This window comes from Photorhabdus sp. P32 (genome assembly GCF_038085095.1).
In the GTDB taxonomy this organism is placed as follows: Bacteria; Pseudomonadota; Gammaproteobacteria; order Enterobacterales; family Enterobacteriaceae; genus Photorhabdus; species Photorhabdus luminescens.
On record NZ_JAZGJN010000289.1, the window covers coordinates 89,016 to 115,540 of the forward strand.

The window sequence follows — 26,525 nt, forward strand, 5'->3', positions numbered from 1 at the left end:
GATAGATTCTCAATATATCAACTTATTTTTATTCAGTTGATTTCCCCAAACTCGAAACATATTGAATTATCTAAGGTATTTTAGATACCGCCCATGAGCTATGCAAATGGATGAAGTGATCACCGTAAACAAAATCTTCCATCTGCACGATGAAAAATTCACACTCTACCTGATAAAAAATGATGCGCAACAAATTATTTTTGATAAGGATACAAAAAGACAAAACGGAACAACACCGATTAAAGGTAAACAATGACTAAAAAAAACCAACCATATTATCCGCTAACATGAAGATTTTATTCATGACATGTATATAAATAGCGTAGAACAAAAAGGAGATGTATTAGTATTAATGGTGAATCTTTTCTAAGCGAAAATGGTCCACCTACAGTCAAAAGTACTGCTATTTTCAATATGTTCGAACAACTGACGCATATCCTATCGAAGCAATATTATCTCGGAAATTAATAACAAAAATTTATTGAGCAATGAATAGGCAGATATATGAAAAAGATATAAAAATATATCTGCCGGGTATATAAAGCACTTCTGACGATAAACTACAGGTATCAATTATGCTTCCAAGGTGAGATCAGAAAAAAAACCTGCCATCAAAGGGTTAAACAGCTCTGGCGCTTCCCAGAATGGCCCATGCCCCAAGTTGAGCAAGTTGTACACCTGACCAGTCCAGAGATTTTTATAGGTTATCCCGTTAATGTAATCAATATTAACGAATAAATCTTCTACACCATTAACGATAGCTAGTGGCGTTGGGTTTGTTTCAACCAATAACCGTTGATCCATAACGTCCGGTGAAACCGACGCTTCAGACATATATTGCCGCGCCAAACCATCGGTCCGCGCTACAGCGGCTCTTAAAAATGGCTCACAAAGTGCGTTTTCTCCATACAAAGCCAGGGTATAATCCGTAATCTCCTCTTCTGTCAGCGAAGCCTTACCCGATATTGCCATAAACCGGCTCGGTTTAAATCCAAGACGGACATTCTCTGCACCTGGGCTAACCGGCGGCGTGCCGCAAATCATTATTCCGACAATCCCTGGGAATCGAGAGATAAGCTCCAAACCGATATGCCCTCCCAGTGACCATCCGAAAACAGCAACTTTATCGATGCCCAATTTTTCCAGTACTTCGATGATGCAAAGGGCATAACCAGATATCGAATAGGTTCGGCGAGGGTCCACTGCATTTGATGAAGCACCATGCCCTGGTAAATCAATAGCTAAAATCCGGTATTCGTCACCAAAACAGTGAATCTGATGGCGAAAAATTTCTTTACAACTTGAATTACCGTGTATAAGGAGGACCGGTAACCCATCACCTCCCGTATCAGAAACAGAGATGACAGCATGACTGGTATGAATATCGTATTGTGAAATAGCCATAATACTTTATTTCCTTATGAATATTATTGTAAGTTGCCATTCTTCGAGGATTTGCATGAATGCGTTTAAAGACGCCAATAGCGCTGTGCAAAAGTGACTTGAACATGTTTGAAGACCAGCCAGGCAGAGACAGATAAACGCAAAGCCAGAGTATCAACTATTGATGTAGAAAAGCCTGCGGCTCATCACAAGCAGGAAGGGGTAGGTAAAGCAAATTATGTAACACCTGTAATATTTTAACAGGATCAAAACACTTTTTTTCAGGGGCAAAACATCATGATAATCAACGTCAGAATAAACGTCGCTCTGTTCAATTGCACATTACAATTAAGCAATATATCAAGGCGCCCCTGAACGTCGAAATAGAACGTCTTAGGATACGCCAAGATAATTAATTCAAAGTACGGAATTTAATTAAAGCAGAGGCTTCTCCCCTCTTTGCCACCAGCGCAATAGAAGTTTATCAATACTTTCCATTGCACTGCCGGTGAAACGCTCTACCATGCGTTTACGGCGTGTATAACTGACACCAATAACTTCACAATTATCTATTTGAGCAATCAGCAGATCATCGCTGACGCCAATTTCGTCAATCAATCCCTTCTCTTTCGCTTGTAAGCCATACCAATATTCGCCTGTTGCCACACTTTCTACATTAAGCGATGGACGATGTGTATGGATAAACGCTTTGAATAGTTCGTGAGTCTGATTCAAATCTTCCTGAAATTTCTTCCGACCCTGCTCTGTATTTTCCCCCAACACAGTCAGTGTACGTTTATATTCACCAGCCGTATGAAGTTCTACATCGATATCATTCTTCTTCAATAGTTTATGAATGTTAGGAATCTGAGCGACCACGCCAATAGAACCAATAATGGCAAAAGGCGCAGCAACAATGCGATCAGCAACACAAGCCATCATATAACCGCCACTGGCAGCAACTTTATCTACAACGATAGTTAAACGAATGCCTTTCTGGCGCAAACGGACAAGCTGAGAGGCCGCCAATCCATAGCCATGCACCATTCCTCCAGGGCTTTCAAGACGTAACAACACTTCATCTTTTGCATCTGCCACGGCCAGAATTGCGCTAATCTCTTCACGTAATGAATCGACTTCATGTGCATCCATACTCCCTTTAAAATCCAGTACATAAAGACAAGGTTTCTGTAACCCTTTATGACCAGCCTTAGCGTCACTTTTCTTCTGCTTGGATTCGAGCTTTTGTTGCTTATTAAACTCTTTCTGCCAAACTTTTCCTTCCGCTTCTGTCATGCGCGCCCGCTGCATTTGACGCTGCTTATCCCGATATGACTCACCGAGATCGGTAAGTTTTAATTCTCCTTTTAGCGAAGATTTCCGCATTCCCATGCCAATACCAAACACAGCCAAAGCAATAACCGCCAATACCAGAGTAACTACTTTGGCTAAAAACAACCCGTAAAGAGATAAATACTCCACAAAATTCACCTTTTTCTGCTTAACCTGAATAACTAAAATAAATACATTTAGGTTTTTTCATTTAAAAACAATGTTTTATAATTGATTGACATTTAAAAAAACAAATTATGCACACAACTATGTACAAATGAAAACGTTCAGTATATCGGTCTCAGTAGCCAATTCTACACCATTAGAGGGGGAAATGGGGATCAGTTCAAAAATGATGAAACAATAGGAAAATAAGCTGTATGGTTGTGAGCAATAAGGGCCAAACGGCCCTATCATTATGCGGCCTTTACAATGTAGCTAAATGCAATATTGCGAGGGCGATTCTCTGAGGCTACAGGAACAACCCTTGACGCCAGGAATCCAAAGCCGTATGGAGTATCCGTGTTAGAAACATTTAGCGATTTGAAACTGCCATCTGTCGCTATTCCAAGAACTTGACTAGCATAAATAGCACCTCTTGTTGCCAAATGATAGTTTGGCGCTATCATGCCGGGAAATGAGCCTTCGATATTTCTGATAGCATCCCCCTGAGGAGTTAAAATTCTACGGCCGCTATCAACACCTCGGCTATCATCCCAGCCTCGAATAAATTCCCCTCTTAAATCGGGTAATCTACCGTCAGGATAAGCTTCCGCTAATTTCGGGTACTGTAATTTATCAAAAGCGGAACCGTTACAAGTGAAATAGCCAGTCGGTGGATGAGGCAATGGCCAAGGAATAGGAGAACCAACAGGAACTTCACTGACTGTTTTAATTCGATCATCTGTATATTCACGTAATGAATTTGCTATTTCCTGAGCAAGCTTTTGTGTAACTGCCAATGTGTCACTATTGCCAATCACATTTGTAAGCTGAACAGCACCTTTTTGTGTTAATGAAGCGCAGGGAATGTCTGTTGTAATTTTTTGTTCTAATGCTCGATTTAATTGCGAGGTAAGTTTGGCAATGTCTCCATTATCCAAAACGTCAGCGCCAGACTGTTCTGCAATAAAACTAGCCATAACGGATGATATTGTTGAAGATTGACGTAATACCTTATTTAATACATGAGTAGAAACATTATCGGGTGGAAATCCTGCCTGTAAACTCTGGCTTTCTTCATATTTTTCTTGACTTACTGCATTAGCATCATCACTAATAGAAAAGGCTTTAAAATCATTTCGTTGGTTCATATACCTTCCTCAAATTAAATAATATTATTTCGTAATCAATATATTTAAATCATTGTAAAAATAGCATTCCTACAACTCATACCAATCAAAGTCTAGTATTAGAAAAATAATCATGCGTTGTTTTTATTCCTTATAAGGTTAATTATTTTTATATAATTGGTTATAATAGATGATTCAATATCAAAAATTTACCATTCATTCCCCAAAAATGATGAAATGGCATATTTAATTAATGACATATCACCACCTATGGTCATTTTAGATACAAAAAAACCGCAATTAAGCGGTATGTATGAAAAAATTCACCAAAGCGGATTTAGTTATATAATTTATCTTTGCTTATAATGTTAACGATATGATTGCAGCAATCATGAGATATCGAGTTCGGTTCCCACCGAGAAAGCTCACTCATAGAAAGATGTGTAACACTCCAGGGCCTAACACCATTAATCCCAATTCCACCCTCTGTCAGCACATCAACAAATTTATGCCGTATGGTGTCATACACCCTAACATCAGCTAATGCTATTATTCCGCTCGCCCACAATGTACCACCAGCAACACTTTGAATATTATCGCAAATAATATGATTGTGCTTTAAGACCAGCCTTCTGTATATTGAACGCCCCAGACCTGCTGCCTGATAATCTGGCGAAATAAATGCCCCCTTTATCTGTTTGCCTGTCTTTTTTATACCACAATCATAGAAATTAAAATCACTGTATGCAATACGACCTATTAACTCATCCTCATCAGGATTATGCATATCAAGATCTATTAGATGCTGAATAATTTCTTGTTCATTATAACCACTATCAAGCATCTCAAGAGACTGCAACCTATAATAATCCTCAGTGAAGCATCCTAACCGTATGATTCCTACGTAGTAATGATACTCGCCACCACTTAAGAGGTACTCAGTTACCTCTAATAAATCACCATCTTTTGATAAGTGATAGAACTTTTCTACAATCTCTTCTTTTATACAGTCAGGTTTTTTACTTAAATCTTTAATATACGAATCGTTCAGATCAGGGGCCATCTTTATCTCAACTACACACTAGCAACAGGATTATGTTTCTGAATAAAATCACAAACCGTTTTTTCAATATTGGTATTTATTGAAGACAATCTATCTTCCAGTTCAGGATACTGATATGCCGGATTCACAAGATACCTTATCTTGTCTTTACAAACAGTAAGTTCAGCATATGGGATCACTCTGAACTTGTTTGAGTTGTCTACGCTTTCAACAGTAACGATAAACAATTGACGCTTAATATTAACTCTACAGCTTAAGCGCCTAACAGAAAACATCCTCTGTGATGGTTCATCAAAAAAAGAATCAATAACTTCTGTTGAGTGGCTAATAGTCTGTATAGATCTGGTATGTTCAGTTCTCATATAGCCCTCTAATGTTATGAAATTGAAGTGAGTAGCGCTTAACATGATACAAATTTATATCACTTAACGTGATAATAGTCGTATTGAACCTCTAGTTCAACAAATTTAACAACCAGCTGCCTGTACAACAATGTCCAGTCGTAATCATGATCCCGGCCAGCTTCAGTTACCTAAGTTTCCGATTACGACATTGCTTCAATAACGAGGCTAGCTGATATGCCAGTATCTTAATGCTTCGTGAAAACCACCAGTGTTAACTGATGGTTATTAGTATATTTCCGATATAGCCTTATATTGAGGCCATAAATAATTCAGGTTGGCTTTAACTAAATAAAACCGTTACATAGCTCTTGTAATTTATCAATAATACGCCCCACATGAAAACCGTCACAAGTAGCATGATGCACCTGAATTGCCAAAGGCAACTGAGTTTGATTTCCATTTTTATAAAATTTCCCCATTGTAAATATGGGTGGAAAATAATCCGTAAAATTCGCAACGTTTAAGTTAAATCCATCAAAACTCACCCACGGCACTAACGATATATGAAAATGGTTTTCAGGTAATGCTGGTTTAGAAAAAAAGCAAAGATCATCTTTATAGGTTTCATAATCAGCAGAATAGTTTTTCATAAACTCTGGCAGATCAGAATTGAACTCAGTCCAAATCGCTGAGAATGTTTCTGTTTCCTTGTGAAAGATTGTATATGCAGGATTTACATCATCCCATACAATTAATTCTTCATCTTTTATAGCCATTCTGAACTCAGAGTAAGAGTTCACAATTTTTGATATTAAGTAAATCATGGTTGGATAGAATTTATATTGTTTTTCTACTAACGAAGATAACAAATAGGTAATATCAATTTTCGTTGTTAGACTAAATCCGCATTGCACAACATTACGATAATGAAAGAAATGCTCTTTCCTATCCCAGCGATCTATATCAATCTTTGAGTAATTCATATTTTTCCCTTCTAATGTGAAATTTAACAAATTGATTAAATTAGAAGGGCTGCTCTTTCTGTTTGTATTGGACTCATAATCACTCCGGTATGAAATTGGATTAAATACTCACTCTCTGGCGAAGAAAAATTATACATTAGCTAAAAACAAATAACTACCAACACAGCACTCCACCGTTAACATTTGCTCACTCAACTCCAAAGAACGGGAAAGAGTAGTTTGGAAAACAGAAAATAATGCTGTCCATGTTCAACATTGATCTTGATAATATAACAAATGCGTTACAGTCTTATAATTATAACGAATAAGTTATGAGACCGGTATGTGGGAAGTTATAACTACAATGGAGAAATAATTATGGCTAATTACAGAGAATTGTTAGCACAAGAAAGCCCGGAAATGCAGGCTCGTGTTGAAAAGCGAGTTGAACAAGCGAGTATCAAATTGGCTCTTAGTCCTATGATTCAGAAGGTCAAAAAAGACTTATCGCAGGCGGTATACACATAACGGCAATTTCACTGTCACTTAAAGTGAGCATGGCAAGCCTCTACCCTTAGAGGCCCCTTCGCCTTATTGTAAACAAAGTAAAGCTAACGACGCCTGCAATGTTTTCCGTTTATCTCCTGAGCAACCAATCTTGGCAAATTTGACTCAATATATAACTTTCTGTTTTGATAGCCCGAACGGCCTCCGACGGTAACAAATCGCGCCGTCAACAACAGGGAATCTTCAAATGTTACATTACCAACCAAAACATGACCTCCTACAGCAACGTATTATTTTGGTGACCGGAGCTGGAGAGGGTATTGGTCGTGAAGCGGCTTTGACCTATGCACGCCACGGTGCACAGGTGATCTTACTTGGCAGAACAACACACAAACTGGAAGCTGTCCAAAAAGAGATTAAACAAGCAGGCAATGCCCCTGCAACTATTTACACAATGGATCTACTTACCGTCACAACCGAAGAATGCCAGGCATTCGCCGACAATTTAGCGCAACATTATCTACGCCTGGATGGTGTATTACATAATGCAGGATTACTTGGCGCTGTCGCACCGATGGCAGAGCAGCCAGTGCAATTATGGCATGATGTTATGCAAGTCAATGTCAATGCGACTTTTATGCTAACTCAAGCGTTGCTGCCACTACTATTGAAGTCCCCTGACGGATCATTAATCTTTACCAGTTCGAGCGTTGGCCGCGAAGGTCGTTGTGGTTGGGGAGCCTATTCTGCCTCTAAATTTGCCACCGAAGGCATGATGCAAGTTTTAGCCAAAGAATATAAACACACTTCTCTACGCGTTAACTGTATTAATCCCGGCGGTACACGCACAAATATGCGCGCCCGTGCATTCCCTAACGAAAATTCTGCTAAACTGAAAACACCGGCAGATATTATGCCGCTGTATCTTTACCTTATGGGCAGCGATAGTCTGCATAAAACAGGCATCAGTTTTGATGCACAACCTGGACGCAAAACAGGACCAGCCGAATAATGACAATCAATGACAACCAGCATCAAAAAAGGCAACAACGTCTAAAAGAAAAAGTGGATTCCCGTATTGAAGCAGCCCAGTTAGAACGGGGTATTCTTATCGTTTTTACCGGCAATGGCAAAGGCAAAACCACCGCTGCATTTGGCACAGTGACCCGTGCGATAGGTCATGGATTTCGGGCCGGCGTGATCCAGTTTATCAAGGGTAAATGGGAGAATGGCGAGAAAAATCTGCTAGAACAGCATGGAGTGAATTTCCATGTTATGGCGACAGGTTTTACCTGGGAAACTCAAAGCCGGGAAACGGACACTGTAGCCTGCCATCAGGTATGGCGCCATGCGTTAGAGATGTTATCTGATCCCAATCTGGATCTGGTTGTCCTGGATGAACTGACTTATATGGTGAGTTATGGCTATCTTCCGCTGGAAGAAGTTGTTACTGCGCTCAACCGCCGACCGGAGCACCAATCCGTTATTATCACCGGTCGCGGTTGTCATCGTGAATTATTGGAAATGGCAGATACCGTCACAGAAATGCGCCCGGTAAAACATGCCTTTGACGCCGGCATTAAGGCACAAAAAGGGATAGATTGGTAAAAAGGCCCCGCTATGACACGAGGCCCAGAAAACTTAACGGCCTTTTGGTGCGGTCGTTCGCCCCGCCTTCTGGCGTGAACTGCCTGGACGTTTTCCTGCCGATGGACGCGATGCGACTTGAGCATGGCGTTTAACCGCTCGGCGGATCTGGTTAGCTTTAAGACGACGTTGATCAGGTCCCACTGCCACTTTAGAAACCGTCTCTTCATTCAAACCCACTAATTGACGCAAGTAGTTGATTTGCTCCAGACCCAACTCTGTCCACCCCCCGCGTGGTAAACCTTTTGGCAAGCCAATATCGCCATAACGCACACGAATAAGGCGGCTCACCTGTACATCAACCGCTTCCCAAAGACGACGAACCTCCCGATTCCGTCCTTCTGTCAGCGTGACGTTATACCATTGATTCATCCCCTCGCCGCCTTTAAACGCGATAGTGCGGAATGAAGCGGGACCATCTTCCAGTTGAATCCCCTTAGCCAGTTGCCTCACTTTAGCATCATCAACTTCACCAAAGACACGGACAGCATATTCGCGTTCAACTTCACGGCTTGGGTGCATCAAGCGATTAGCCAGCTCCCCGTCCGTGGTAAACAGCAACAAACCACAGGTATTCACATCCAGACGCCCGACCGCTATCCAGCGGGAACCTAGCAATTTAGGCAGACGATCAAAAACGGTTGGCCGCCCTTCTGGATCATGGCGAGTACAAAGCTCACCCTCTGGTTTGTAATAAGCCAGAACACGGCAAACCGCTTTTTGTAATTCTTTGATATTTAATATCCGTCCATCAAGGCGGATTTTCGTGGCGGGCTGAACTTCAAGGCGATCGCCTAAAGTGGCAATCTTACCGTCAACACTGACGCGCCCCTGTTGAATATAACCTTCTATTTCGCGGCGGGAACCGTGGCCGGAACGCGCGAGGATTTTCTGTAACTTTTCAGATTTCTGTGTCTTACCGCTCATTGAGCAACCTCTGTTGTCGCCTTCACAGGCGTCGTTTTATATGTCAGTCAATACGTTATGATGGAATTCATCTATAACAAACTGATTTTAATACATTTAATAGCATAGAATGTCAGAAAATACACCATACATTCTAATTCCGTAGTTACGCATTCTACACGAATTTTAAAATCAATGATGCTAATAAATGTATCTATTTATCACTCAACATTGAATTTGCTCAGAAAAAGACAGAGATATTACTGCACCAATTGGACTAAAATATAGCTACAGAAAATAAGCGGCTCTAATCCTCAAAAGATCAAAAAAAAACCCAAATATAATAAAGTCATTAATCCCAAGGAATAGTAAGATTTTTATAATTATTTAACTCACCCATTCTTCCAATTATCAAATAATTAATAAGATATAATTTTGAATAATATAAAAATGGCCATAAATTATAAATTTCAGGCCGCCATTTCATTAAATTTTATTTAAATTACCATTAATAGGACCAGCGGGAGCATTTGAGCAGAAACTTACGGTTGCGAAGTCATTGAACCATAACTTCCTAGATAGGGGGCTCGTGGCGGCCCCCTGAAAATGACGAATAGTGGTAACATACCCAGAGTTTTCAAGGGGCTTTATATCGAAGCCAAATGCCTGAAGCCCCACTAAACCACGGGTCTCACAGTTTTTATCCTTACTTACTCATCCATAACGATGTTTGATTCGCTGATCACGTTTTTCCCCTTTGACGGAAAAGCCTCCAGTACGGTATGCCGAAGCCTGTTTTGACAAAAAATCAGGGTGGCATTACCGGTTACGGAAAAAGCAATGAAATCCAGTATGCAACTATCCAGCAGCAGATTGACCAGCGCGACATCCCCCGGGGCAGACACCTCTATATGACCCGCCTGCAAACGGGAAGTCTGGAGAGACAGATGTTGCGAAGAAAAACGTGCCGGTTGCTGATTCTCCCCGCCCCAAAACTCACAACGGGTAAAGTTCAGGCGGTTTCCTTCCAAGGTATGGCCATTGATTCCCCAGAATACCGTGTCATAAAAATTGACTGGTGTGGTAACGCTGTTGTCTGTCAGCGCACTGCCATCATCCGGCAGGGTGAAACCACACCCGGTAATCAGATTCGGTCGCGCTGAACGCGATGAACTCTGTGTAATACGAAGCACGCCATTACTGGTACAACCGGACATCTGCAGGCCATCAGCATTCACCCAGAGCATGCCTGAGCCGGCGATACAGGGATTCGCCAGCACGGTCACATCCTCAAGTGTCAACTCACTGACACCAGCTCGCGCAACAAACCAGGGGCAAACATGCTTACTGACATGGATACGCCGTGCGGCATTGCCCCATGTGGCCCCGGAGTTGGCAAACGTCATCAGACCTGAGTTACAGGCATAGGTAAGGTCATGCTCATACTGTCCATGGGTAACAAAAGGGCCTTTTTCCGCACTCTGGCCATCAGCATGGCAATTTTCGACCCGACAGTAAGCCGATGCAGTAAAATCATTCAGGTGGCGGGCATTTGATACCCGGCAATCACTGACATGACCGTACAGACAGTATATTTGTTGGGTCAGATAACCTGCACCGCCCGTCGCCGTATCCGGGGGATTCACCAGCGAACACTGTTGGGTACGGTAATGTGTGTTCCAGCGCCGCATAATGGCCGGCCAGAATGAACCGGTGGCGTGAATGCCTTCAACGTTGGCCCGTACCGCATATTCAAACGCCAGCGGATGGCTGCCGGTAACCGGATCGGCGCCTGCGCCAGTAAACCGCATGTTTTTAACCGCGATATCCTGTACCGGCACAATGTGTTGCCAGGTTATCTGCCGGCCAGGTAATAATGCCCAACCAGTGAAATAGCCGACCTGAATATGGGTGGCGTCCACAATGTTGGTAACCTGAACCAGTTTCTGCAATTCACGGGCGGCACTGCCGGCGGTCGCATCCACCTGTACGGTGTACCACTCCCCCACATGAAAACGGTGGCTGTCAGTCACCGGAAACACATCGGTTTGCTCCGGCAACAATTCAGTCAGCACCTCGTCCCAGGAATCCCCTTCCGGTGCTCCCTGAAAGAACAGCACTGCGGCAAAGGGGGCATTGCTTCCTGCCGGTTCAATACCCTGGGTGGAAAGATGAAAAGACTGAAAGTCCAGCGTAATACCGGAACGACTGAAGCGATGCCGACGCTGAAACCACAGGTTGCTGAAAGCATTAACCGTCACGATACCTGGGTCATTTACCAAGGCATCCAGAGCATCATCCGCCGGTTTGTTGTCATCCAGTATGCCGAACATCCTGAAATCACCGATGCCCCGATGCTGAAGATGCCAGCGGCCCTGAGAGGTTATCCCGGAGGCAATGACGGTACCGCTGTTGTCTTCCGCCTGGCTTTTGGCATGCCAGACATAGTGACCGCCGCCGCCATCACCGCACCGGTAATAGCCGCTGACATAAACGGCGCTGTCGCCGCTAGGTGGGTAGCGTTTCAAGGTGGAAATGGCATCAATCGTGTTCATGGCTGTTCCTCATCAAATGTCATGGTGTAGCATTAACCCATGCCGTCGTAATACCTTTCCGGGATGCCGGCTGGAGCATTAGCCAGTAACGGTCTACGCTTTGATAATTAAAACATAAATCTGAGTTATTTTCTGGCCTGCCAGTACCGTCTTTCGTCCTGGCGCACGGCGGGGATAACCGTCCTTCTTTCACTGGGGCTCGCGCTGGGACAATTATCCATCATGGGAATGATTAATACCGGCGTGCAACGCATTTATGGGCTGGGCACCCTCTTTGTCTGGGATATGGCCGCCATTTCCGTGGCAGAGAACCGCTATTTATTGCCCCTTATCTGCCGAAGGTAACGACGGAGACGCCGGTTTTAGCTGACCTGAAGGAAAAATATACGCCGCGGGTGAACACCCCAGTACACGAAACAGCCGAAATAGTCCTGTACTTCAAACCGCAATCTGTTTTCCATTTTTTCTCACCTGCCTGCTGATTTTTTTTTATCGAAACCCGTTGAGAGCATAGGGAATTAAGAACAGAGTTTCAAGAATAGGTTTCGAGAATCGCTAAGCCCTGAAACTACGTCATATAAAAAACAATAGATTCGATTCTCACAAACCAGGATTTTCTTTACAGCGAAAGATTCCTGACTCAGCGGCAACGTTACCAGCCGGTTACGTTGCCACAGGATTTCTCTGACGAGGAAATGGCACGGGACTGGACGTTAACCACATCTGATCATCTGATCAACAGAAAATTGGTCGCTACCGTGCTCGTTCCCGTCTGTTTATCGCCAATGGTTATTACGAAAAGGCGATTGGGATATATACGCACGTATCCGATCAATATTCTGTGTACAGCACTAAAGCGATTTCCTGTAATCCAAGATCGGGTTGACCGCACAGTTAATTATGGTGTTTTCACACCATTACTGAATAAAACGGCAGATTTGGACATTATTGAGGAACAATGGGATGCGATGATTCATATATCGCAATCTCTCAAAGAGCGTACAGTACCGGCCCATGTCATCGTAGAGCGGCTCACCAACAGTTTTCCATCTGATCGTCTTTCTAAGGCGTTTACCAATCTGGGTCGACTGATTAAGACGGAATATATTCTGCGCTATATGACCGATCAGGATTTACGTCGTACAGTTCAGCTTCAGCTCAATAAAGGCGAATACCGGCATAAGTTACCCAGATGGATATTTTTTGCAAACCAGGGCGAATTCACGACCGGTGATTACGAAGAGATCATGAATAAGGCCAGCGCCCTGAGTCTGGTATCCAATGCAATCCTGTACTGGAACACATCAAAAATAAGCAACATTGTTAATGGGTTACGTGAAAATGGTGATGTCATAGATGATAACGTATTAGCCCATATCTCTTTACTACCCTATAAACACGTATTACCCAATGGCACTTATTTTGTTGATGGAGAACCTTACGGTACTGAGCCTACCGAAAGGGCAAAACCGTAAGTTTCTGTTCAAATGCTCCCGCTGGTCCTAATATTAAATTAATGGATTAAAAGTCAACCTTAGTAAAGAGCGATATCCTATCACTCTTGAATTGGTGATGGATTTGCAATACTTTTCAGTGAATCAGGAAGTGTTTCACTAAGATACATATCACTAATTTTTGGCAAATTTTTAACATAGAGATCATATGGCATCCAGAATGATTTCCCCTCAAATCGGTTATTCTGGAATATATCATTTTGTATTTCTTCTGGAATATTATCCCATTCAGCAGAACCGGGAGAATATGGACCTTTGTATTTAACGACATTCCACGGATTATGCAATCGTACCAATTTAATATCATTCCATTGCTGAGCATCTAATATTAAATAGGCATGACCTGATACCAAATCCGTAGACGAGCCGGTTCCTTGATAAGTCACATGATGTTTTACTGTAAAGATATCGATAAATTTCTCATCCCAAATACGATCTTTATTATCCTGATTAATACTGGTATTTGCTGTTGATTCTATACCAAAATAGATTTCATTACCGCCGCCTAAATTCTCATAGCTTCCATGCAATTTCGCAAATGCTTTTTCAATCAGGTAATACCAAAACTCATTTTTATCTTCCATAGCAGAAAAACTGACTCGTGGCAGATCATCATCAATCAATAAATAACCAATCATCGATTGATTGATGATTCTGATCGAATAAACACCCGTTGGATTATAAACCGGCGGATAGATAGCAGAAAATAACACATTATGCCCTTCAGGATGGGATACAATTGCCCCAATGGTGCTAACAAAGCCGCAATTACCAAGATAAAGCTGGCCCATATCGATCATCTCTATCCCTTTAATAAACATGCTAGGGGATTCAATAAAATCTTTAATACGCTTATGTTTGTCAACTCCCCCACTTTGCCATTGCTCAGGAAGATATGAATCATCGATTAAATAGGCACTCTTCGCTGATAACGATTTAATTAAGGCCAATACCGGATCTTTTGCATATAAAGTGACGCCTTTAAAGTCAAAAGGTTCACAGGTAGCCAAAATATCATTTAACTCACTTAATTTTACCGCTTTATCAGGATCTCCGCTCAATGCTTCTTGCACTGATTTTTCAGTATATGCGTCACGTCCACATGCGATTAAATCCCTATCCGGTGATTTCGGCCATGTATGAACATTAGCGACATAAACTGGTTTATCGGAGAAATTAACAACTGACATTTTCAATATCCCTTGATCTTATAATAAATGGATAACCTTACGCTGTTATTTATATTAAATAACCAGCCCAAAGTTTTATACCTAATAGTATGATTAAATAATTAGCAAATAAACTTATCTTAGGTGCGGTAAATATTTCCTTATTACGTTATTAAAATCAACTTAATTATTGAATAGATAATGATTTTATTTTATTGAGTCAGTATTAATAATTCGAAATAATAATAACCGTTCCAATTCAATTAAAAAATCAAAAATATAAAGCCTGCGTATAATACACAGGCTTTATATAGATTCTGAAAATAATTACGACATAGCTTATAAGAATGGTGTGATATTGCCAGCACCTTCCCGTATTACAACCGGCGTATCCTCAGTTAAATCAATTACGGTTGTCGGTTGTTGCCCTAAATAACCCCCGTGAATAATCAGATCAACCAATTTTCCCAAATTATCTTTAATTTCTTCAGGATCAGACTCAGCAAAATCATTGCCTGGCAAAATCAGGCTAGTGGACATCAATGGCTCACCCACTTGTTCAAGCAGCGCCAAGGCAATTGGATTGGATGGAACACGTAACCCGATAGTTTTCCGCTTATCATTCATCAAACGACGAGGGACTTCTTTCGTCGCACGCAAAATAAACGTGTAATTGCCCGGTGTATTATTCTTAATCAGACGAAAAGCCGAATTATCGACATAAGCATAGGTCGATATCTCCGACAAATCTCGGCACATTAAGGTGAAATTATGATGACTGTCTAACTGGCGAATACGACATATCCGAGTCATCGAATCTTTATCTTCCAGATGGCAACCAATCGCATAACCGGAATCAGTAGGGTAAACAACCACCCCACCCTTTTTAAGCACATCCACACTTTGCCCTATTAAACGCGGCTGCGGATTATCAGGATGAATATAAAAAAACTGGCTCATAAATTACCTCTTAATTTTATGCAGCCCCTACAGTGACCAGTTACGCCATATTGGTACCACATCACCGGGCAACCACAATTTACGCCCTAGCTCTATCCATGAACAAGGCTGGTGAAAATCAGAACCTAACGAAGCCATCAAATCATATTCCCGCGATAATTGACCGAGATATTGCCGCTCGTTAGGCGCCTGCTGGCACTGTGCAACTTCCATTGCATCACCACCATGTTGTTTAAACCAGACAATCAGACGCTTCAACCATTTGGTCGATAAATCATATCGTCCCGGATGAGCGATGACTGCTTGACCACCTGATTGATGAATGGCATCAATAGCTTGTTCAATTGTACACCATTGCGGTGGGACGTATCCGATTTTTCCCTTTGCCAGATACTTTTTAAATATTTTCGCCACTGTTGGCTCCCTGCCTATTTCAATTAAATAACGGGCAAAATGGCCTCGTGTCACTTGTCCACCATTCGCTAACCGATTAGCCGCCTCCCAAGCATCGGGAATACCCACCTTTGCCAATTTGCGACCTATCTCAATGCCTCTCTCTTTTCTGAGCTCAGTTTGTTTTCTGAGTAATGTGACCATTGCATTTGATTGAATATCAATATTCAAACCAACAATGTGAATCTCCATATTTTCCCACAGAGTGGATATTTCAACCCCCGATATGAGCTTTAATGGCAAATCATGTTGGTTGATATATTCATGGGCTGGCAAAATAGCGTCCGTCGTATCGTGATCAGTCACAGCCAAGACATTAACGCCCATCGCCACCGCTCGTTCGGCCAACTCTGATGGTGAAAGTAAGCCATCCGATGCGGTCGTATGGTTATGAAGATCGTAAATTGTCACCCATTCAGTGACTGAATTTGTCATTATTCTTTTCTCTGCCCAAATACGCGATGGGATAGCTTAACGGTAAATGGGGGAGTTTTACAGAAAGAACGATGTTCAGCCCTAAAATGTCAGGCTGAACATGATTATTTTAAGAATGAAAAAATTGACGGATAAGAAAAATGATATCCCTTTTTACTGGCAAAGAAGAATTAATCAGCGTTTTTCTTCATCTCGCCAATAGATTTCAAATAATAGGGCTTACCCGGATTATAAAGTGGCCCCATGTCGATGGTCTCATCATTAGATTTGGCAATATAGCCCATCCCTTCTCTGGCTGCATTCGCCAACAAGCCGCAATCCTGATCGCCTGACCAAGAAAATATGCCGCCCAATTTATTCTTAGCGACGTATTCCGCTTTCTGCTTCACCGTGCGAGGGGTATCTAATGAAATAAAGTGTCCCTCTTTTTCACTAAACAAGAAATCGGCATCAGCATTGGTATCCGTCATTAACACAAAACCATTTTTCCCGGTAGCGAGAGTGTGTTCACTATCCAGATAATTATTAACAATATCAAAGAATTCAGGCGAGCCTTTTTCCATTGTTCCTAACGCATCGCCAGGTTGATTATATCCGCGCGTTTCAAGATTTGCCCCTTTCCCTGCACGACCATAGTTAGCATAGCCTAAATGAATTTTCTCCAAAGGTACGCCAAGCTCCTGATGTAAGTAATTAATAGCAACTTCCGCGGATAAATCAGACTCACCTGACGGATCAGGATCTTTTGGCGAATAGAGATTCGTATGATGACCGATATAAGGCGCCCACCCGGTACCAAAATAGTCGTAACTCATTAAGAAAATATTATCCAGACCATTCTTAACTAATTCGGCAATATTGGATGTTGCTAATTTCGTTTTTACACCACTACAAGCAATGGAGATCTCTTTTCTATCCTCTCGCCCAAATCGACTATCCAAAGACTGACGTAATTCTTTAATTAACAGAGCGTAATGTTCTCCATCTTTTTCCGGATCATAAATATTACCCTCCTCACCTGGGCTGCCGGGATATTCCCAGTCAATATCGACACAACTGAACATAGGAAAGCGCTCAAAAAAATCAACAATACTGTCAACAAAAACACCACGTTTTGTCTCATCAGCCGCCATCACGGAGAAATAACCGGACATACTCCAGCCGCCAATACTAAAAGCTAATTCAAGTTTATGGCCAGATAAACGCGCCGTTTTTTGCAATTCGCGTAACCCACCTAATAAACCCGAAGCTCTCTTTTGTTGATAATAAGGCAAAAATGTTCCTGGCCCGATATCAGTATTCGCACTTTCTTTCGGTAATCCCACATTACGGGCAGTCCCTAAATCACCATAAGGATCAAGTGGAACAATATGGCCTTCCGTAATTTTTATTTCACTCTGGCTATTCCAACCCTCCGCCACTTCTTTGATCTTATCTCCTTTTACGCCAGTATCACCGTAAATACCCAAAAAGCTGAATATTAATTTATCATAGGCAGTCACATTGATAGTACTTAAATCAAATCCTCTGCCCCGATAATCCGCCCCTTTATCCTCACCATCTAAACGCGCATCATATTGGCACCAATCAGTAATATAAGCAGAAAGTTTCGGTCTGGATTTATCGCTTTCATATTCATTAAACATCGGGCGGCAAACACGCGTCGCAGTATAAGAAAGGTTGCCCGCTGAACCATCCGGTTTAAAATTAACATCCGGTCTTTGATAGGTTTGTTCTGTAATAGCATCCGGTTGTAAAACCGGTGAAGGAATATCTTCGGTTGGGTCAACACGCCCATCGGTAGGATTCCCATGTTGTTTTATCTCTTCGTCCGTCGCCTGACGAATATATTTCCAGGCATTATGCGGTGTTCCCTCTTTAGCCTCAGGATCGGGAATATGCCAGCGCTCAACCCAATAGGTATTGGTATAAACACCACTATTAAAAATAACATTATAAACTTGGCCCCCTGCCTGATTATTCCATGCGGTTAATGGTTCACCAATAATATCACTTATGTCGGACATGGATTTCGATGAGGTATAAGTATATTTGTTTACCATTTATAAACTCCAATGCGATTTATATTTAGCCTCCACATAAATAGAAGAGGCTAATTTGAATGTTAATGATAACGAGTAAGAACTTTAAATTCAGATGACTGATTCATTTAATTCTTAATTCTCGTCATGCCAAATCTGGGTTTTCCTTGTTCAATAATGCTTTAACAGCCGTGCCAAATGATGCAGACCCTTCCTGCGCGGTATATCGAATATGAAGAATAACATCGGTCAAACTTTCTAAATCCTGCGAGGTATTGGTAAATTGGAAATTCCAACTCGATCCTACCCCTACGCCTTCAAAGGGTAAGAAACGTTCATCATCGAAATTAAGCGTAAACATTCCGCTATCATTAATACCCGTAGATAAAGCGATTTGTTGATTAGGTTGTATGCTGCGGACCGTATAAGGCGTTTCCGCCCGAATTCCTTCTTTTAACATCTTTTCAACAGTTTTGAGATCCGCTTTTGTCGTATAACTGCTCACACCCGACAAACTTAATTTGGCGCAGATATCTTCATAAGGCCCAATTAACATAGGCAATGTCACTGAAACAGATTTAATCCGCCGATTAAATAACCCCGGATAATCTGCACCAAATTGTTTTAATTCATCCAAATTAAAGGTAATTGCATTATGCGCTTTTAAAGCTCTGAGATTATCTTCCCAAGACTCATCCAATAAAGATTTAAGCGAAATCGTTTTGATAATTTCCAATTTACGTGAATTTTGCTCAACATAAGTGCGTTCCATACGTTGCAGAGCCAATTTCAAATTCTCACCGACCAACAACCCTTGATAAAGGTCATTCCAACTCGCGCCATCAATAAAATTCTGCTCTCCTAATCCAAGCTCATACTGTAAAGAGGCTTGTGCGGATAAACACAGCGATGAAACAGCATCATAAGCCTGTAAATAAAGGCTTGAAATCTGGCTAATCATCCAAGTATATAAACTTTCATTAGTAAAACGGCTGGAGAAATAAGCCAACAGTGCCTGAGATTGTTGTTGTTGCGCTTCAACTTGCGCCAAACGCTTACGTGCGGCGCTGACCTGCAACTGCTGAATATTAATCTGCTGATCAATAGATTTTGCTTCCCATTCAGCCTGTTTATATTGCAGCTCCCACTCCTGCCGGCGACGGCGATAAGATTCAGAAACACTGAGGCTGTCAGCTTTAGTGCTATCAGATTGATGTTTCAAAGTTGCTATTTCAGCAACCGCATTTAAAGCTGCCCCCCAATGTGACCCCCCAACGGCCAATCCATAAATATTGGGAACTAAATCCAGGGCCGCCGCCGCCGTTCTTGAGACTTGCGAAGCCAATAAGGCAGAAGATGCCTGAGATTGCAATTCAATAACCTGCTGCTCCGTTGACGAAATATTTTCATCATAAAGACTTTTATAATGTTCGTACCGCTCCTGAGCAGATTGTTTGCTCACCTGCAACGCATCAAGACTGGCCTGATTAATATTGATATCTTGTTGCTGGAGGTCAACAGCAAAACGGTAGAGATCATTATTCTGAACCATCTGAAATGATTCAAAACTCAAATTATCTTTCCGCTCTAATAGGCTTAACAACGTGCTGCCAAATTGTATCAATGTATCAACGCCCGATTTCGCCCGCGCTAACATCGGCTCAAAACGATAATTTGGCACTCTGAAATTCATTCTGCTGGCATTTCTGGCAGCAACAACCCGCTGATAACGCTGATTCATTAATCCACGAGGAGAAATTTTCGAATCATAAAGATCCATAGAAATTTCTTTACCATCTAGGGTTAAATTATGGCGTAAATTATAAATCCGGTTCTCTATTTTATCCCACAGGGCCGTTAACTCTTCATTAATAGGTTTCATAAAGAGATCATTATCCAGCGCATGAATCGTTTTATCATGAACCACCGGGGCATAAGGCAAAGGATAACTGATCATTTCCAATGCACGTACTGCGCTACTCTTCTTATAGGATGCATCCTCAAGGGTTATCGGCTGCCAGGAACTGGCTAATTGGAGATCAGGACGCGCGCCTAATAATGAACTTGCCGTTGCATAGCTCAGACGTGCCAGCGTTCTGGCAGTAGGCTGTAATTTGCGATATTCCATATCGCCCTGATCGATAACATTCTTAACGTAGAAGTTAAAAATAGCTTTACGATAATGAATAGGTTCACTGGCAGAAATTGCATCAGGATCAGCCGGCTCTATCAGACTACGTAATCTCTTGGGCTCATCAATTATCGGACGACTATTCCAATAACGCGGCTTATCTTGTTCCAACGCCGGTTCATCATTACTTTCAAAAGGATTAAAAATAAACTTTATCCAGCGACTGGCTTCTTCATAACGTTGTTCGACATTAAACCGCCAAGCCACCATAAATGGCATATGGAAGAATAATTCCCAGAAATAAATACCATTTGCCCCTTTAAGGTCGATAGGTTTTGAAACATTGCCGGTAATCGGCTCTTCATGAATATTTTGAGTTTCCCAACTGAGAACTTTGTCCAGTTTTTGACTCGCCTTACTAATTAATTCTTTTGCAAAAAGGGTATTTAAACGAATCGCTTTGTCAGAGTACCAACTTTCTGGTTGCTCTTCTTTTGGAAATTGTAAATATTGAGTTTGTTTAGTCTGTTTAATCTGAACCTTAGCACGAAGCGATTTACCTACACTCAGTTTAGTCTTAATTCTGCCGGCAATATCAGCTCCAGTTTCTGACGGCAGACTAAAGCCTGTAACAACCATCACATCATTTCGATCACACCGCTTCAATGCCACACTTAATTTTGGATTATAATCTTCTGGAGTCAGTATTTTATAATCAAGCCAACAGCGTTCACCGTTGCTATCTTCCAGCCAAATACAATAAAGGATATTTTTACTTATGCTAAAATCATATTGATACGTTGAAGTGGACGTCAAATACATATTCAATGTCCCATCAACATAAGTCGCATCCAACTTGAAATCGTCTATTTTACCTAATTGTCCTTCAAATGTTGGTGGTTCGGCTATCGGCCACTGCATATTATTATTTACGGGATAAAGAACTAATTGCTTATATTCCTCTGGCCCGCCATTCGAAGGTTCCCGAAAATAGAACCAAACTAAAGCAGCACCATATGCATCCAGATCAGATAACCTTGAAGTGGATTTAGGCAAATCCGTTGCTTCCATTAATAAGTTGTCACAAACATAAGTGAAAACTTCATCATAATCATACGGCGTTCCCTGATCCGTACCTTTTAAGCGCACAAATGCGACCAACGCTAAACGTTCAACGTCTCCGGTACGATCGAGAACCGCAATCAACTCTTTCATTGAATGGTCAAGTAAATCTTCACGAACGGTAGTGCCGGTACTCCAGGTACCATCAAATGCCAAATGGGCCAAATTAAGTTTGGTACGATATTTAATACTATTATCTTTATCTTGTTTTTCTTCAGAAACTTCAAACCAACTAATATATAATCGGTTATTTAGAATAATCGGACGAATAACACTATTATACGCATTTTCTAAAGGAACATTAATCAGCTTCCACTCACCCCAAGCGGTAGGATAGAGTTCGTCAGTCAGATTATTACGCTGTTGGGCATCTAAAGTTCGCCAAAAATAACGGTAAGGTTGAGTTCGGGTCTTGGCAATGAAATAGATCTTATCATCGGCAATATCAATCCCATCTTCGTAACCAGCAATAACTTCTAAATTACTCACCTCTTCAAAATTATTCAAATATCCCAATATCGCTTTCTGAGCAACATCATCGGTAAGCTTGCCTTGATTAAGCGCGCTTTCAAGTTGGAAGAAGAATTCTGTTTTAGTTAAACGTAATGTGGGATCAACATAAACTTCTGGGTAAATAGCCAGTTGTTGATTAGCCGCCCAATAACCGTAACGATTAGCAAACTCCTGCCAATTGTCTGCCTCTTCCTGAGTCATGGATAAACCTGACTCTAAATTCAAAACAATACGGTTAATATATTGTTGTACCGATTGGGTAACATGCGCGACACGGGCTGTTTTTACTTTGGAAGAAACCTGTGTGTCTAATAATAGAAAATCATACAAGTCATCAACATTTTTAATTTTTTCACGTTGAGATTGAAAAGCGGTATCATGCGGAACAATCTGACCAAGATAATAGTCAACCAATGCATCACGCAAATTTTCCTGTAATTTTGCTTCAATTAAATTAGACATTCTCATCATCTCCTTGCGCTTTTAATGCAGCCATTACCGCTTCACCGATGTTTTGGAAAGCTTCAAAACTTGAATTAACATCAAGTGCGCCAGCACCTAATAAAGGCTCAACGGATAAATTGGTTTTCACAGAAAATTGTTGTAGCCGTCGTATCCAATCTATTTGAGATAAAGTCATGGCACGTTTTCTTTCTAATCCTTCTTTTTCACAAGCAAGATAAATTTCATCAGGGTCCCAATCTAATATTTCAGCCAGTAATTGCGCACATTTATAATTGTCATCATCCTCTTCTGTTTTCGGTACAATCTCACTGTTAGCGAAAGTAAAATACTCCTGAATTTTATCTTCATTTTGTTTCGCATTTTCCAGTAAATCTTGATAGCGATTCAACAAAAAAATTTCATCTAGTGACAGTGATATTTCTGTTGTTTCATCTAGGTTTAGCCCAAGCCATTTAGGATTTGTCAGGCGCAATAACAATAAATTATTACTTATGCTCAACGCATTAATTAATTGAGTATAAACTAACAGACTATAAGTCAAGTCCAGAAACTCTTTTTTAATATCTTCAACTTTTTCTGGTGTATTCTCTAACACCATTTTCAAAACTAAATAAACACTACTTCCTAACCAACGCAATTGTAGTGGAACGATATCTCTTGATACCCCATATTCACCCGCAATAGCGCTAGACAATAGACTCTCCTGTGCGGTTTTAGCTTGCAATATGATCTGCACGACAATATTAATTTGATTATTATCTGGGTTTATCTCTTTTTCTTTTACAATATCTTCAATCTCCTTTCTTAGAGATTCTTCATCTGTTTTTCCCCATATCAATGGAATATCTTTGACTAAACCGTTATCCTTATCGAAAACGCCATGTTCATCTGATAGAACGGTCCACCAATCTATATTATTTATTTCCTGCCGATTAAAATCAGATTCTTGTAAACGTACATTATCAGTGAGACCATCAGAAATTCCCTTATAAAAGGTTAACATGCCACTTGTTGGCACTACTGGAAGCTGAGTTTTACCTAATAATAAGGAAAGTTTGATCGGTGTCAGTTTTGTTTTAGCGAGCCAGGAAGTTAAAACCTCCATTTGAGCAATAGTACTGAGGATGTCATTTTTGTCTCCTAAAGCCGGTATATTTGCCAGATATTCGCTTTTATCGGTTAAAATATCCGCCAGAATTAATCCATCTTCCGCAGAAAAACCGAATAATCGTGGAATCGTCACCAAGCGATAAAGCCTAGACATGACATCAAGATTACGCGCCAATTTGCCAGAAGAGAATTTCAGTGCCTTCTCAACAATAGGGGCAATCACTTGAAACGTGGATAAAGAAATAGCTAACCCTGCACACAATTGTTTAACTGTTTTTGCTCCATCGCCTTGATTTTCTGTATAATTAAATTCTTTTCCATCCAGAATTAAAGGCTGGTCAAAAAGTTTAGATTGATTAAAAAGCTGATCAAAAAATGGAATATTATTACTAATAGCAAATGGCGTAATTTGATATATCCATCCAGCAAACGTTTCCGGCAATACTTTATATTGTGTCGATAAATGGCGGAATAAACCCAATGCTCTCAATGTATTATTAGAAATAGCCAGATCGGTATTATTGGATTCAGCTTTTATTGCTGAAGTTACCAGTAAATCAAGCTGATGATAAGGTAACCCCAACCAACGCTGTAAACGGATAAAGCGGTTCATTCGATCATAACGAAAATCAGAAACTGCATCTATTTCGCGTCCAGAGTCGGTTCTCACAATGCTTAATGCATCCAATTGCCCCGCATTTATATAAACACCACCATAATGGTAAGGTGCTGGAAAGTGTTCTGATGTTTGACCACTACTAAAAATAGGGTTAGAAAATACCACATTTGGCGAAACTAAAGGCCGAAAATCACCACTATTAAACAAGTGTTCGAGATCTGTCACTTTCGATCCTGTTTGTTGACCAAAAGATAGAACCTCTTTTAATTTCACGCTGTCATCCGCAGAAACACCATAATTATCCTGGAAAAATTGTTCAGCTTCCGGTAATAATTCTGATTGTGAAGTACCTTGTTTAGCAATCGCAAAACGGTAAGTCATGGTCAAGAAGTTAATACCTTCAATGTTTACCGAACTATTATTTGTGTTCTCTTTTGGTACCGCAGCATAAACTGTCATTTCACCAAAGAAAGGACCATTATCTAAATTACCAATATCACTATTATCACTTTCTACATAAGTCAATTTTAACTGTCGGCTGAATGGCGATGAATTATTAAAAGGTTCCATCCTCGCTTTTACACGATTATAAGTCAGAACATTTTCGCCACGAAGTTTAACTTTGATCGTCTCTTTAGCTTTATTTTCACAAGTGATGACAATCTCATCATAGGCTTTATCAACATTATCACTCAACAATGTCGGGCCTGTGATATTTTCATCAGCATGAATAATATAAGCATGTTTTGCAACATCATGCTCAGGTAATACTTCTGTTGTGCTGGCACTGAAATAGCTGTTAATAAGTTGCTCACGTGACAAAAAGTTTTGTGCAAATGGACTTTTCTCTGTCAGTAAAGTCATTTGTTCCTGACTTAATTGAGTATAGGCAAGCAAAGCCTGATCACGCTTTTCAGTTAAAATATGCCAAGGAAATTGTTGATCTACTTGCTGAATAATCGTGCCTAATTCAGTCTCTTTTTCAGCCAAACCTTTATTGATCTGTTGAGAAGGCAAACTATAAGGTAATGTAAATGGAAAACGAGTCTCTCCCAAAACCTGATTAACCGGTTTATCTGCATGGCCTGTCTGATCAATATATTCCCTGGCGCTCTTCGACAACACATCATTCACAATAGATATTGCCGTAATCTCTTTATAAAGATTATCACTATTCAGTAATAAATCAGGAATATCAGCACGCCTTTGCTCCAATCCCACCGCATTATTGGAACCATCTAACTCTATTTGTTGTACAAATTTATAAAGATCAAGCAGGTAATTTACCGGACTATCAAGAGCCTCAATAGCATTTGGCTGACAGAAATCATCCCAAGGTTCAGGAAATAAGTTGCTATAATCAGGTAATTTTTCTTTATCATCAGTGTTGTCACTAATATAAGTAGAATATCTTGCCTGATGACTCGCTTTTTTTAATGATGCGCCATCGTAATCTCTCAATTGTCTTTGCCGATAACTTTGTACCAATTGATTAGCCGCACTCGCTGCTTTATCAAAAATCACCTCTGCATGACCCGATAAAGATTCATTATGGCGTTTAATAAATCGCTGTTTTGATACTTCAATAATGTCAAAAATTGAGTTATAACCCAGACGCTGGAGTGTATTAACCAGAGTAACCGTGGAATTATCTTCCTTCTGCTCTGAGTTTGACAACATATAACTTGTCGGCAATATTGGCGCTGCTGATGGTTTTATTTCTGCCGCCGCAGCCAATAACGGTGATACTTTTGTTATACTTTGTTTGTCACGAGAAATGCTTTTATATTTATCCATTGTATTATTCCCAACCTAATTAATCGGAAACACTTGAATAGCACAGTTATAGAGACTATACCCGTCATCTTTCAAGTTGCCTCTTTGTTGGCTGCACTCACTCACCCCGGTCACATCGTTCTCTATGCTCCCGGGGATTCGCTCCCTTGCCGTCGCGATGCATCTTGAAATCCATTGGGTATATAACCACTTTAAATAGTCAGA

19 protein-coding genes and 2 pseudogenes are annotated in these 26,525 nt (G+C 40.8%); 7 read left to right on the top strand and 14 right to left on the bottom strand.

Features of this window, described 5'->3' with window-relative positions; translation table 11 throughout:
* Positions 1 to 106: 106 nt before the first annotated feature.
* Both V2H77_RS19830 and V2H77_RS19835 read left to right on the top strand, forming a co-directional pair.
* Complete coding sequence (locus tag V2H77_RS19830) at positions 107 to 256, top strand: hypothetical protein (RefSeq protein WP_341500186.1); 150 nt, start codon at positions 107 to 109, stop codon at positions 254 to 256.
* A gap of 18 nt (positions 257 to 274) precedes the next feature.
* A pseudogene (locus tag V2H77_RS19835) lies at positions 275 to 468 on the top strand (DUF2498 family protein).
* Between the two features lie 105 nt (positions 469 to 573).
* On the opposite strand, the gene V2H77_RS19840 reads toward V2H77_RS19835, so the two are convergent.
* Positions 574 to 1,404: an alpha/beta fold hydrolase gene (locus V2H77_RS19840; protein ID WP_341500187.1), complete on the bottom strand. Its 831-nt coding sequence runs from the start codon at positions 1,402 to 1,404 to the stop codon at positions 574 to 576.
* Positions 1,405 to 1,512: 108 nt separating this feature from the next.
* Between V2H77_RS19840 and V2H77_RS19845 the strand changes: the two genes are divergently transcribed.
* On the top strand, positions 1,513 to 1,644 hold the full coding sequence (locus tag V2H77_RS19845; RefSeq protein WP_341500188.1) for a hypothetical protein: 132 nt from the start codon (positions 1,513 to 1,515) through the stop codon (positions 1,642 to 1,644).
* A gap of 174 nt (positions 1,645 to 1,818) precedes the next feature.
* Here the strand turns inward: V2H77_RS19845 and sohB are convergent, their stop codons facing one another.
* The 5 genes from sohB to catA all read right to left on the bottom strand — a co-directional run bounded on the left by sohB (position 1,819) and on the right by catA (position 6,397).
* Complete coding sequence (gene sohB, locus V2H77_RS19850) at positions 1,819 to 2,865, bottom strand: protease SohB (RefSeq protein WP_341500189.1); 1,047 nt, start codon at positions 2,863 to 2,865, stop codon at positions 1,819 to 1,821.
* A 266-nt stretch (positions 2,866 to 3,131) separates the two neighbouring features.
* On the bottom strand, positions 3,132 to 4,028 hold the full coding sequence (locus tag V2H77_RS19855) for a phage tail protein (RefSeq protein ID WP_341500190.1): 897 nt from the start codon (positions 4,026 to 4,028) through the stop codon (positions 3,132 to 3,134).
* A gap of 316 nt (positions 4,029 to 4,344) precedes the next feature.
* On the bottom strand, positions 4,345 to 5,070 hold the full coding sequence (locus V2H77_RS19860) for a hypothetical protein (RefSeq protein ID WP_341500191.1): 726 nt from the start codon (positions 5,068 to 5,070) through the stop codon (positions 4,345 to 4,347).
* Between the two features lie 11 nt (positions 5,071 to 5,081).
* Positions 5,082 to 5,432, bottom strand: a complete 351-nt coding sequence (locus V2H77_RS19865; protein WP_341500192.1) for a hypothetical protein — start codon at positions 5,430 to 5,432, stop codon at positions 5,082 to 5,084.
* A gap of 326 nt (positions 5,433 to 5,758) precedes the next feature.
* Positions 5,759 to 6,397 (bottom strand): type A chloramphenicol O-acetyltransferase, encoded by a 639-nt coding sequence (gene catA, locus V2H77_RS19870; protein ID WP_341500193.1) that lies wholly within the window; start codon positions 6,395 to 6,397, stop codon positions 5,759 to 5,761.
* A 357-nt stretch (positions 6,398 to 6,754) separates the two neighbouring features.
* On the opposite strand from catA, the gene V2H77_RS19875 reads away from it, so the two are divergent.
* The 3 genes from V2H77_RS19875 to cobO all read left to right on the top strand — a co-directional run bounded on the left by V2H77_RS19875 (position 6,755) and on the right by cobO (position 8,491).
* Positions 6,755 to 6,904, top strand: coding sequence for a hypothetical protein (locus V2H77_RS19875; protein ID WP_341500194.1), 150 nt, complete (start codon positions 6,755 to 6,757; stop codon positions 6,902 to 6,904).
* A gap of 226 nt (positions 6,905 to 7,130) precedes the next feature.
* Complete coding sequence (locus V2H77_RS19880; protein WP_341500195.1) at positions 7,131 to 7,895, top strand: YciK family oxidoreductase; 765 nt, start codon at positions 7,131 to 7,133, stop codon at positions 7,893 to 7,895.
* Positions 7,895 to 8,491, top strand: coding sequence for a cob(I)yrinic acid a,c-diamide adenosyltransferase (cobO, locus tag V2H77_RS19885; protein ID WP_445935609.1), 597 nt, complete (start codon positions 7,895 to 7,897; stop codon positions 8,489 to 8,491). The genes V2H77_RS19880 and cobO overlap by 1 nt, the downstream gene beginning before the upstream one ends.
* 33 nt (positions 8,492 to 8,524) lie before the next feature.
* On the opposite strand, the gene rluB is transcribed toward cobO, so the two are convergent.
* The gene (gene rluB / locus V2H77_RS19890) at positions 8,525 to 9,457 is read right to left on the bottom strand and encodes a 23S rRNA pseudouridine(2605) synthase RluB (protein WP_049581445.1); all 933 of its coding nucleotides are present in this window, start codon (positions 9,455 to 9,457) and stop codon (positions 8,525 to 8,527) included.
* A gap of 689 nt (positions 9,458 to 10,146) precedes the next feature.
* Entirely contained in the window at positions 10,147 to 11,991 is a 1,845-nt protein-coding gene (locus V2H77_RS19895) for a hypothetical protein (protein ID WP_341500196.1), read from the bottom strand.
* A 727-nt stretch (positions 11,992 to 12,718) separates the two neighbouring features.
* On the opposite strand from V2H77_RS19895, the pseudogene V2H77_RS19900 reads away from it, so the two are divergent.
* Positions 12,719 to 13,466, top strand: a pseudogene (locus V2H77_RS19900) (Tn3 family transposase); the annotation flags it as partial.
* Between the two features lie 80 nt (positions 13,467 to 13,546).
* On the opposite strand, the gene V2H77_RS19905 reads toward V2H77_RS19900, so the two are convergent.
* From V2H77_RS19905 to V2H77_RS19930, 6 genes are all read right to left on the bottom strand, one after another.
* The gene (locus tag V2H77_RS19905) at positions 13,547 to 14,695 is read right to left on the bottom strand and encodes a C2 family cysteine protease (protein ID WP_341500198.1); all 1,149 of its coding nucleotides are present in this window, start codon (positions 14,693 to 14,695) and stop codon (positions 13,547 to 13,549) included.
* 318 nt (positions 14,696 to 15,013) lie between these two features.
* Positions 15,014 to 15,634: an L-threonylcarbamoyladenylate synthase gene (locus V2H77_RS19910; RefSeq protein ID WP_036805745.1), complete on the bottom strand. Its 621-nt coding sequence runs from the start codon at positions 15,632 to 15,634 to the stop codon at positions 15,014 to 15,016.
* Positions 15,635 to 15,661: 27 nt separating this feature from the next.
* Positions 15,662 to 16,522 (bottom strand): RNase RNM, encoded by an 861-nt coding sequence (gene rnm / locus V2H77_RS19915; protein ID WP_341500199.1) that lies wholly within the window; start codon positions 16,520 to 16,522, stop codon positions 15,662 to 15,664.
* A 170-nt stretch (positions 16,523 to 16,692) separates the two neighbouring features.
* On the bottom strand, positions 16,693 to 18,585 hold the full coding sequence (locus V2H77_RS19920) for a glycoside hydrolase family 18 protein (protein WP_341500200.1): 1,893 nt from the start codon (positions 18,583 to 18,585) through the stop codon (positions 16,693 to 16,695).
* 124 nt (positions 18,586 to 18,709) lie between these two features.
* Positions 18,710 to 22,792 carry a Tc toxin subunit A-related protein gene (locus tag V2H77_RS19925; RefSeq protein ID WP_341500201.1) on the bottom strand — a complete coding sequence of 1,361 codons (4,083 nt, stop codon included), beginning with the start codon at positions 22,790 to 22,792 and terminating at the stop codon, positions 18,710 to 18,712.
* The gene (locus tag V2H77_RS19930) at positions 22,785 to 26,321 is read right to left on the bottom strand and encodes a Tc toxin subunit A (protein WP_341500202.1); all 3,537 of its coding nucleotides are present in this window, start codon (positions 26,319 to 26,321) and stop codon (positions 22,785 to 22,787) included. The genes V2H77_RS19925 and V2H77_RS19930 overlap by 8 nt, the downstream gene beginning before the upstream one ends.
* Positions 26,322 to 26,525: the final 204 nt, after the last annotated feature.

Excerpts from the sequence above, each read along its gene's own strand:
- V2H77_RS19830 (WP_341500186.1), top strand. The coding sequence starts at position 107 with ATGGATGAAGTGATCACCGTAAACAAAATCTTCCATCTGCACGATGAA.
- V2H77_RS19840 (WP_341500187.1), bottom strand. The coding sequence starts at position 1,404 with ATGGCTATTTCACAATACGATATTCATACCAGTCATGCTGTCATCTCT.
- V2H77_RS19855 (WP_341500190.1), bottom strand. The coding sequence starts at position 4,028 with ATGAACCAACGAAATGATTTTAAAGCCTTTTCTATTAGTGATGATGCT.
- V2H77_RS19860 (WP_341500191.1), bottom strand. The coding sequence starts at position 5,070 with ATGGCCCCTGATCTGAACGATTCGTATATTAAAGATTTAAGTAAAAAA.
- V2H77_RS19865 (WP_341500192.1), bottom strand. The coding sequence starts at position 5,432 with ATGAGAACTGAACATACCAGATCTATACAGACTATTAGCCACTCAACA.
- catA (WP_341500193.1), bottom strand. The coding sequence starts at position 6,397 with ATGAATTACTCAAAGATTGATATAGATCGCTGGGATAGGAAAGAGCAT.
- V2H77_RS19875 (WP_341500194.1), top strand. The coding sequence starts at position 6,755 with ATGGCTAATTACAGAGAATTGTTAGCACAAGAAAGCCCGGAAATGCAG.
- V2H77_RS19880 (WP_341500195.1), top strand. The coding sequence starts at position 7,131 with ATGTTACATTACCAACCAAAACATGACCTCCTACAGCAACGTATTATT.
- cobO (WP_445935609.1), top strand. The coding sequence starts at position 7,895 with ATGACAATCAATGACAACCAGCATCAAAAAAGGCAACAACGTCTAAAA.
- rluB (WP_049581445.1), bottom strand. The coding sequence starts at position 9,457 with ATGAGCGGTAAGACACAGAAATCTGAAAAGTTACAGAAAATCCTCGCG.
- V2H77_RS19895 (WP_341500196.1), bottom strand. The coding sequence starts at position 11,991 with ATGAACACGATTGATGCCATTTCCACCTTGAAACGCTACCCACCTAGC.
- V2H77_RS19905 (WP_341500198.1), bottom strand. The coding sequence starts at position 14,695 with ATGTCAGTTGTTAATTTCTCCGATAAACCAGTTTATGTCGCTAATGTT.
- V2H77_RS19910 (WP_036805745.1), bottom strand. The coding sequence starts at position 15,634 with ATGAGCCAGTTTTTTTATATTCATCCTGATAATCCGCAGCCGCGTTTA.
- rnm (WP_341500199.1), bottom strand. The coding sequence starts at position 16,522 with ATGACAAATTCAGTCACTGAATGGGTGACAATTTACGATCTTCATAAC.
- V2H77_RS19920 (WP_341500200.1), bottom strand. The coding sequence starts at position 18,585 with ATGGTAAACAAATATACTTATACCTCATCGAAATCCATGTCCGACATA.
- V2H77_RS19925 (WP_341500201.1), bottom strand. The coding sequence starts at position 22,792 with ATGTCTAATTTAATTGAAGCAAAATTACAGGAAAATTTGCGTGATGCA.
- V2H77_RS19930 (WP_341500202.1), bottom strand. The coding sequence starts at position 26,321 with ATGGATAAATATAAAAGCATTTCTCGTGACAAACAAAGTATAACAAAA.